Here is an 8,997-nt window from a genome sequence, read left to right on the forward strand (position 1 = left end):
AACCGACCGTCCGGTGAACTGTTCCGGGAGAGTTCACCTGCCGTTCATCTTCGGTTCGAGCGTGTCTCTCCCGCTTCGAACCTCGTGTGCGCCTTCCCCGTCGACCGCGGCCCTCAGCGCCTGCCGAGCACGTCGAGCACCCAGGCGTTCTCGAACGCGATCTCCTCCCAGCGCGCGTACCGCCCCGACACCCCGCCGTGCCCCGCGGACATCTCGATCTTCAGCAGCGCCGGCGCCCCCGCGGCGCGCAGCCGCGCCACCCACTTGGCCGGCTCGACGTACAGCACGCGGGTGTCGTGCAGCGACGTGGTCGCGAGGATCCGCGGGTAGCGGGACGCGTCCTGGGGCACGCTCTCGTACGGGCTGTAGGACCTCATGAGCGCGTAGACGTCGGGGTCGTGCAGCGGGTCGCCCCACTCGTCCCACTCGACGACGGTCAGCGGCAGCGACGGGTCGAGCATCGAGGTCAGCGCGTCGACGAACGGCACTCCCGCGAGCACGCCCGCGAACAGCTCGGGCGCCAGGTTGGCGACCGCCCCGACGAGCAGGCCGCCCGCGCTGGCGCCGTCGGCGACCAACCGGTCGGGCGCCGTCCAGCCGGCGTCGACGAGGTGGCGCGCGCACGCCACGAAGTCGGTGAACGTGTGCGGCTTGGCGGCCAGCTTGCCGTCGTCGTACCAGCGGCGGCCCAGCTCGCCCCCGCCGCGCACGTGCGCGACGGCGAACACGACGCCGCGGTCCAGCATGCTGAGGCGCGGCACGGAGAAGTAGGGGTCGATGCTCGTCTCGTAGGCCCCGTACCCGTACAGGAGCAGCGGGGCGGGCTCGGCCCGCAGGCCCGAGCCGTCCAGCGTCACCGCGTCGCGGCGCCAGACCAGGCTGATCGGCACCCGCGTTCCGTCCGGTGCGGTCGCCCACTCGCGCCGCTGCACGTAGTCGGCCGGGTCGTAGCCGCCGAGCACCGGCTGGCGCTTGCGCACGTGCCGCTCGCCGGTGACGAGGTCGACGTCGAGCACCGTCGCCGGCGTGACGAACGACGTGTGCTGCACCCGCAGCAGCGGCTGGTGCCAGTCCGGGTTGGCGTCGACGGCGACGGAGAACAACGGCTCGTCGACGGCGACCTCCTCGACCCGCCAGGGCGAGGAGGCCTCGACCGCGTCCAGCGCGACGACGCCCACGCGGGGCAGCGCGTCGCGCCGGAACGACAGCACGGCGTGCCCCGCGAACGCGTCGACGCCGTCCAGGCGGGTGGCCGGGTCGTGCGGGACGACGACGCGCGCCGCCGACGTGTCGAGCGGCCCGTCGGCCCCGGGCACCTCCGTGAGCGCGAGCTCGAAGTTCTCGGCGCCGTCGTTATGCAGCACCAGCAGCCGGTCGGCGGAGACGTCCGTGCCCTCCGGTCCCCCGAGGCCCGGCAGCACCGCGTGCTCGACGGTGTACTCCACACCGTCGCGGCGCTCCCACACCGTCCGGAACTGCCCGGTGGGGTCGTCCGCCTCCAGGACCCGCGCCTCGCCGGTCGTCTTCGACCCGGCCTCGATCACGAGGTACCGCTGCGAGCGCGTGAGGCCGACACCCACCCAGAACCGCTCGTCCGGCTCCTCGAGCACCAGCACGTCGTCGGACGCCGCGGTGCCGACCTCGTGCCGCCAGATCCGGTACGGCCGCCATGCGTCGTCGACGGTCGGGTAGAAGACGTACCGCCCGTCCGGGGTGATCGCGGCGCCGGGGAACGTGCCGGTGACGACGTCGGGCAGGTCGGCGCCGGTGACGAGGTCGCGCACGCGCAGCGTGTACCGCTCGTCGCCCGTGGTGTCGACGGCGTACGCGAGCCGGGCGCCGTCGGCGGAGACGTCGAACGAGCCGAGGGAGAAGAAGTCGTGCCCCTCGGCCTCGAGGTTCTGGTCGAGGAGCACCTGCTCGCCGTCCGGCACCCGGCCCGGCTCGACCACCGGCGGCGTCCAGGCGTCGGCCCGCCCCTCCTCGCCGGCGTCGTCGACCGCGACGTCTACCGGGACGCGCGCGTGGATCGGGTACTGCCGGCCCTCCTGCGTGCGCGAGTAGTACCAGGCGCCGCCGAGGCGGGTGGGCACGGACAGGTCGGTCTCCTGCGTGCGTTCCTTGATCTCCGTGAAGAGGGTCGTGCGCAGGCCGGCGAGCGGCGCGAGCTGCGCCTGCGTCCACGCGTTCTCCGCCTCCAGGTGCGCCAGCACCTCGGGGTCGTCCTTGGCCCGCAGCCACTCGTAGTCGTCGACGAACGCGTCCCCGTGGTGGGTGCGGGTGGTCGGCCGGCGCTCGGCCGACGGCGGCTGCTCGTCCGACGGCGGCTGCTCGTCCGACGGCGGCGCCTCGGGCGCGACGGCGAGGTCGACGTCGGCGGCGGAGGGGGCAGGGGTGGTCAGGTCGTCGGACACCCGGCCAGCCTAGGTGGACGTCGCAACCTCGTCCGCGGTCGGGGCGGCGATGCACGACTGTGACCTGCCCCTGTCATCTGCGTCACATTTTGGTGGCTAAACTTCCGGCACGCTCGCGAAACCCTGGAGATACATGGGGCCTTTAGTGTCGCTGCACCACCGGGGGTGCGCGGGCCCGCCCCGAGCTGCCTCGGGAACCACGCCCTCGACCCCGAGGAGGACCGGCCGGATGACATCGGACCGACCCCACCTCGCGAGCGTGCTGCGCCGCACCGTTGCGGCGCTCGCGATCGCGCTCGCCCCGCTAGCCCTCGCCGCTGCGCCCGCCACCGCGGACGTCGTGACCGACTGCACCCCCGACGACACGACCGCCTGCGTCGCGGTCCTCGTCCTGACCGAGGAGAACGACCGCGTCGCCGACGCGACGGCCACCATCACCGGCCCGGCCGACTTCACCGCGACCGTGACGACCTCCGCCGACGCCGTGCCCGCGGTCGCCGTGCCGGAGACCGGCCGGTACACGGTGACCCTCGACCCGGCGACCCTGCCCGCCGACCAGCCCCTGCCCGACGGCGCGCCGGCCGAGATCGAGGTCGTCGCGCAGACGGGCGGCACCGCCCGCGCCGCGTTCCGCGTCGGCGCGGGTGCCGCGGCGCCCAGCCCGACGGCCGAGGAGACCACCTCGGCCCCCGCCGACGACGGCGAGGAGACCACCACCGTCGACGGCGAAGGCGTCGGCGCGGCGCCCGAGGGCGACGCCTCGCAGGGCGCGTTCTCGTGGGGTCAGGTCTGGCAGCAGGTCGGGTCCGGCCTCCGCTTCGGGCTGCTCCTCGCGCTCGCCTCGATCGGGCTGAACCTCATCTTCGGCACCACCGGGCTGTCGAACTTCGCGCACGGCGAGCAGATGGCCCTCGGCGCCGCCCTCGGCTTCATCACCATCAACCAGATGGGGATGCCGATCTGGCTCGGCGGTGTGCTCACCATCGCGGTCTGCGCGCTCACCGGCCTCGCCCAGGACGCCGGCATCTGGCGGCCACTGCGCCGCAGAGGCACGCCTGTCATGCAGATGATGATCGTGACGATCGGTCTGTCGATCGCGCTGCAGTACGTCATCCAGCTGCTCATCGGCGGTGGCTCGGAGCGGATCCTGTCGCGCAACCCGCAGCCCCTGACCATCGCGGGGATCACGCTGAGCTCCGTCTCGTGGGTCTCGATGGTCGTCGCGCTCGTGTGCATCGTGGGCATCGCGTGGTTCCTCACCCGCACCCGCCTCGGCCGCGCCACCCGCGCCGTCTCGGACAACCCGGCGCTCGCCTCCGCCACCGGCATCGACCCCGACCGCATCGTGCGCATCGTCTGGGTGATGGCCACCGGCTTCGCGGCGCTCGCCGGGCTCATGTGGGGCATCTCGTACGGGTCGTTCAACTGGCAGCTCGGCGTGCAGCTCCTGCTGCTGATGTTCGCCGCGGTCACCCTCGGCGGGCTCGGCACCGCGTTCGGCGCGCTCGTGGGGTCGATCCTCATCGGGCTCGTCGTCGAGCTGTCCAACCTCGTGATCCAGAGCGACCTGCGCTACGCGTCGGCGCTCGTGATCCTCATCCTCGTGCTCCTGATCAGGCCGCAGGGCATCCTCGGCCGCCGCGAGCGGATCGGCTGAAGGGAGACCCACCATGGACGAGTTCCTCAGAATCCTCACCCAGTCGCTGGCCGAGCTCATCGCGCCCACCACGGCCGCGTACGCCATCGCCGCGATCGGCCTCAACCTGCACTTCGGCTACACCGGCCTGCTCAACATGGGCCAGGCGGGCTTCATGCTGCTCGGGGCCTACGGCTTCGGCATCGCCACCATCGCGGGGGCGCCGTTCCTCGTCGCGCTCCTGGTGGCGATGGCCGCCGGGCTGCTGTTCGCGCTGATCCTCGGCATCCCCACACTGCAGCTGCGGGGCGACTATCTCGCCATCGTCACCATCTCCGCCGCGGAGATCATCCGCTGGCTCGGACGGTCCACCTGGCAGCAGGAATGGACCGGCGGCGCGTCCGGCCTGCAGGGCCGCGACTTCAAGGGCACCTTCCAGGAGCTCTCGCCGCTGCCCGACGGCCGCACCGCGATCGGCCCGCTCGAGTACATCAACACCGGCTCCGACTCGTGGTGGACGCGGATCTTCGCGTGGGGGCTCGTCGCCCTCGCGCTGCTGTTCGTGTGGCTCATCACACGCAGCCCGTGGGGCCGGGTGCTCAAGGGCATCCGCGAGGACGAGGACGCCGTGCGCGCGCTCGGCAAGAACGTCTACTCGTACAAGCTCCAGTCGCTGGTCCTGGGCGGCGTGCTCGGGTCCCTCGGCGGCGTGCTGTACGTGCTACCACTGACGATCGCGCCCGACGCGATGGGCCGCACCATGACGTTCTTCACCTGGACGGTGCTGCTGCTGGGCGGTGCGGCCACGGTGTTCGGGCCGGTGCTCGGCGCCATGCTCTTCTTCGGCGCCTACATGTTCCTGCGTACCGGCATGCGCGCCCTGGCCGAGAACACCGGCGTGGGCGAGATCATCACCACCACCAACGTGGAGCAGATCGGCGGCATGCTGGTGGGAGTCACCCTCATGCTCCTGGTGATCTTCCGGCCGCAGGGCATCCTCGGGAACAAGAAGGAGCTGGCCTTCAATGTCCGCTGACCTCCCCGCCGACGGGACCACGCACACGATGCCCGAACCGACGCCAGAACCGACGCCCGACTCCGTCGTCGATGCCGCCGCGGCGGCGGCGCACGAGCCGACCTCCGAGACCGCCGTCGAGGCCCGCAGCGAGCTGGCCCAGGTCGAGCCCGTCGTCGGCGCGGCCAAGCCGGACGCCATCCTCGTCGCCGACGACGTCGTCCGCCGCTTCGGCGGCATGACCGCCGTCGACGTCGAGCACCTGGAGGTGCAGCGCGGCGCCATCACCGCGCTCATCGGCCCCAACGGTGCCGGCAAGACGACGTTCTTCAACCTGCTCACCGGCTTCGACACCCCGCAGAGCGGCACGTGGAGCTTCGAGGGCCGGTCCCTGCAGGGCAAGAGCGGCGCCCGCGTCGCCAAGCAGGGGATGGTGCGCACCTTCCAGCTCACCAAGGCGCTATCGCGGCTCACGGTGCTGCAGAACATGCTGCTCGCCGCGCCGCACAACCCGGGCGAGCGGTTCTGGCTGTCGTGGCTGCCCTTCACCTGGAAGGCGCACGAGAAGGCCGCCACCGAGAAGGCGGTGGAGATCCTCGCCCGGTTCAAGCTCGACGACAAGGCCGGCGACTACGCCGGGTCACTGTCGGGCGGGCAGCGCAAGCTGCTCGAGATGGCCCGCGCCCTCATGACCGACCCGACGATGATCATGCTCGACGAGCCGATGGCGGGCGTGAACCCGGCCCTCGTGCAGTCGCTGCTGGGGCACGTCCAGGCACTGCGCGACGAGGGCATGACCGTGCTGTTCGTCGAGCACGACATGCACGCCGTGCGGCACATCTCCGACTGGGTCGTGGTGATGGCCGAGGGGCGGATCGTCGCCGAGGGCCCGCCGAAGGCGGTGATGACCGACCAGGCCGTCGTCGACGCCTACCTGGGCGCCCACCACGACACCGACCTGGGCGACGACAGCCTGCTCGACCCGGAGATCCTGGCCCGGCTCGAGGCCGAGGAGGAGAAGCGATGACCGACACCGCGACCGTTCCCGATGCGGCCGGCTCCGCTCCGGTGGGCAACCGGGACGTGCTGCTGCGCGCCGACCACATCGTGGCCGGCTACCTGCCCGGGGTGAACATCCTCAACGACTGCTCGATCGAGGTCGCCAAGGGCGAGCTGGTCGGCATCATCGGCCCCAACGGCGCCGGCAAGTCGACGCTGCTCAAGGCGCTGTTCGGCCTCGTGCACGTGCGCTCCGGCAGCGTCACGCTCGAGGGCGAGGACATCACCGGCAAGAAGGCGAACTCCCTCGTCGCACGCGGGGTCGGGTTCGTGCCGCAGAACAACAACGTGTTCCCCTCGCTGACGGTAGAGGAGAACATGCGGATGGGCGTCTACCTGCGCCCCAAGGTGTTCGAGGACCGCTGGGGGTTCATCGGTGACCTGTTCCCGGTGCTGCACGAGCGCCGCGCGCAGCGGGCCGGCGCGATGTCCGGCGGCGAGCGTCAGATGGTCGCGATGGCGCGCGCGCTCATGATGAACCCGTCCGTGCTGCTGCTCGACGAGCCCTCCGCCGGACTGTCCCCCGTGCGCCAGGACGAGACCTTCCTGCGCACCCGGATGATCAACAAGGCCGGGGTGTCCATCGTCATGGTGGAGCAGAACGCCCGCCGCTGCCTGCAGATCTGCGACCGCGGGTACGTGCTCGACCAGGGCAAGGACGCGTACACCGGCACCGGCCGCGAGCTGCAGGCCGATCCCAAGGTCGTCTCGCTCTACCTGGGCACGCTCGCCGAGGACGAGGTGTAGCGCGCCTGTCGGGGCGCACGGACGGCGGGGCACCCTCGGGGTGCCCCGCCGTCCGTGCGCCCCGGTGGCGGCTACTCGGAGCGCCCGCCGCCCCAGCGCCGGAGGTCCGCCTCGGTGATGTCCCGCACCGGGACCTCCTGCGTGATCCGCAGATGGTTGCCGAACGGGTCCCGCAGGGCACAGTCGATGCCGTAGGGCTGCTCCGTCGGCTCCTCGGTGAACTCGACGCCCTTGGCCTGCAGCGCGGCATACGTGGCGCGGCAGTCGTCCGTCGTGAGGATCGCGGCCGTGCCCAGCGCGCCGCGCGTGACGAGGGAACGCACCTGGGCGGCGGTCTCCTCGCTCATCGACGGCGGCCCCGGCACCTCGAGCAGGATCCGGCGCTCCGGCTGCCCCGGCACCGACACGGTGAGCCAGCGCATGAACCCCATGTCGACGTCGGAAGTCACCTCGAGGCCGAGGGTGCCGACGTAGAAGTCGAGCGCCTCCTCCTGGTCGAGGACGTACACGCTGTGGATCGCGATTCCTGTGAACATGCCGACCACGCTAGGCACCGCCCGGCCGGGACGCTTCTCCGAAACTGCTCGGCCGCGTCCAGGCCTTGGTGAAGCAGACCGGGACCGGCACGGGGACGGAGTCCCGGCGGAACGTCGTGGGGCTGCGCCCGATGATCCGCGTGAACGTGCGGCTGAAGGTGCCGAGGCTGTCGTAGCCCACCTCACGGGCGACGTCGGTGACCGGCACCGCCGTGTCGCGCAGCAGGGCGCAGGCGCGCTCGATCCTGCGGCGTTGCAGGTACCGGTACGGCGTCTCGCCGAACACGGCGCGGAACCGGCGGCTGAAGTGCGCCGGCGACATGAACGCCACCCTGGCGAGAAACGACACGTCCAGCGGCGTCGCGTACGCGCGGTCGATCGCGTCGCGGGCACGCAGCAGGCGCCGGTTCTCGTCCTCGGTCGGGGTGAACACCCCGCCAGTGAACACCCCGCGGGTGAACACCGCCGTCGTCGCCACCACGAGCGCGGGCCCGGACGCTCGCGGGGAGCGTCCGGGCCCGCGCCGCACGGTCAGGCGTGGCCTGGCCGCGCGGCGGCGTACCGCCGGTGGGTCACTCGATCTTGCCCTCGATCTGGCGCACGTACGAGTACTGGTTGTCCGGGCCGTACTCGTAGATCCCGATGAACGCCGACGTCGGGTCGTTGGCGTCGTTGAGCGGGCCGATGCCGGACTTGCCGACGTAGTGGATGTCGTCGCCGGCCTCGAGCGCAGCGACGCCCTCCTCGAAGGTGGTCACCTCCGTGCCGCCCCCGTCGGTGCCGGAGACGGACTTGATGTTCTCCGAGATGGTGGCGCCGTCGGTCGCCCCGCCCCGGACCGCGGCCAGCGCGGCGAGGACGGTCGCGTCGTACGACTCCGCGGCGTACGAGAAGTCGGCGAGCTCGCCGCCCTCGTTCTCGGTGTACCAGGCCCTGAGCTGCTCACGGAACGCGTCTTCGGCCTGTGCCCCGGGCAGGGTGCCCTGGACGCCCTCCAGCGTGCCGGGGTCGAAGTCGTAGTCGTTCGACAGGTTGCCGTCGACGAAGTACGTGGTCCCGTTGAGGTCCCACTTCTGCGAGACGAGCTCGTTGACGATCGCCGTGGTCTCCTCGAACGCGATGATCGAGATGGCGTCGGGGTCCTGCGCGAGCAGGTCGGACACCTGGGCGCTGAAGTTGGTGTCGCCCGGGGCGAACTCGTGGCCCTCGCCGGTGCCGCCGTAGACGGCCTCGCACCCGCCGGCCTCGATCGCCTCCTGGATGTAGTCGCGCAGGCCGTTGCCGTAGGCCTCGTTCTGCACGAGGAAGCCGACCCGGCAGTGGCCGTCGTCGAGGATGAGACCGGCGTGCGCCGGACCCTGGACCGTGTCCGGCGGTGCCGTGCGGGCGAAGAAGTCCCCGTACCCGGAGAGGTCCGCCGCGGTGTTCGCCGGGGAGATCTGCATGATCCCGGCCTCCTCGAACGTGTCGACCACGCCGAGGGTGACCGCCGACGACGCCGCGCCGATGACGGCCGAGACGCCCTTGTTGATCAGGTCGGTGGCGGTGCTGCTCGCGACGGAGAGGTCGGTGCTGTCGCCCGAGTCTCCC

At 71.8% G+C, this 8,997-nt stretch carries 8 protein-coding genes; 4 read left to right on the forward strand and 4 right to left on the reverse strand.

Annotation, left to right across the window (positions count from 1 at the left end; translation table 11 throughout):
- Positions 1-113: 113 nt before the first annotated feature.
- Positions 114-2,414, reverse strand: a complete 2,301-nt coding sequence (locus ABD254_RS08510; RefSeq protein WP_344247539.1) for a S9 family peptidase — start codon at positions 2,412-2,414, stop codon at positions 114-116.
- A gap of 229 nt (positions 2,415-2,643) precedes the next feature.
- Here ABD254_RS08510 and ABD254_RS08515 point away from each other — a divergent pair, with 229 nt between their 5' ends.
- From ABD254_RS08515 to ABD254_RS08530, 4 genes are read left to right on the forward strand one after another with little or no spacing between them, the layout of a single operon-like run.
- A complete protein-coding gene (locus ABD254_RS08515; protein ID WP_344247541.1) occupies positions 2,644-4,071 on the forward strand; it encodes an ABC transporter permease subunit in 1,428 nt (475 codons plus the stop codon).
- A 13-nt stretch (positions 4,072-4,084) separates the two neighbouring features.
- On the forward strand, positions 4,085-5,086 hold the full coding sequence (locus ABD254_RS08520) for a branched-chain amino acid ABC transporter permease (RefSeq protein ID WP_344247543.1): 1,002 nt from the start codon (positions 4,085-4,087) through the stop codon (positions 5,084-5,086).
- A complete protein-coding gene (locus tag ABD254_RS08525; protein WP_344247545.1) occupies positions 5,076-6,092 on the forward strand; it encodes an ABC transporter ATP-binding protein in 1,017 nt (338 codons plus the stop codon). Before ABD254_RS08520 ends, ABD254_RS08525 begins: the two co-directional genes overlap by 11 nt.
- Positions 6,089-6,871: an ABC transporter ATP-binding protein gene (locus tag ABD254_RS08530; protein ID WP_344247546.1), complete on the forward strand. Its 783-nt coding sequence runs from the start codon at positions 6,089-6,091 to the stop codon at positions 6,869-6,871. The genes ABD254_RS08525 and ABD254_RS08530 overlap by 4 nt, the downstream gene beginning before the upstream one ends.
- 71 nt (positions 6,872-6,942) lie before the next feature.
- On the opposite strand, the gene ABD254_RS08535 is transcribed toward ABD254_RS08530, so the two are convergent.
- The 3 genes from ABD254_RS08535 to ABD254_RS08545 all read right to left on the reverse strand — a co-directional run.
- Positions 6,943-7,407: a VOC family protein gene (locus ABD254_RS08535; protein ID WP_344247548.1), complete on the reverse strand. Its 465-nt coding sequence runs from the start codon at positions 7,405-7,407 to the stop codon at positions 6,943-6,945.
- A 10-nt stretch (positions 7,408-7,417) separates the two neighbouring features.
- Positions 7,418-7,840 carry a helix-turn-helix domain-containing protein gene (locus ABD254_RS08540; RefSeq protein WP_344247550.1) on the reverse strand — a complete coding sequence of 141 codons (423 nt, stop codon included), beginning with the start codon at positions 7,838-7,840 and terminating at the stop codon, positions 7,418-7,420.
- A 139-nt stretch (positions 7,841-7,979) separates the two neighbouring features.
- A partial coding sequence (locus ABD254_RS08545) for an ABC transporter substrate-binding protein (protein WP_344247552.1) occupies positions 7,980-8,997 on the reverse strand: 1,018 nt, incomplete at its 5' end.

The sequence above is a fragment of the Isoptericola hypogeus genome, from assembly GCF_039531145.1.
In the GTDB taxonomy this organism is placed as follows: domain Bacteria; phylum Actinomycetota; class Actinomycetes; order Actinomycetales; family Cellulomonadaceae; genus Isoptericola; species Isoptericola hypogeus.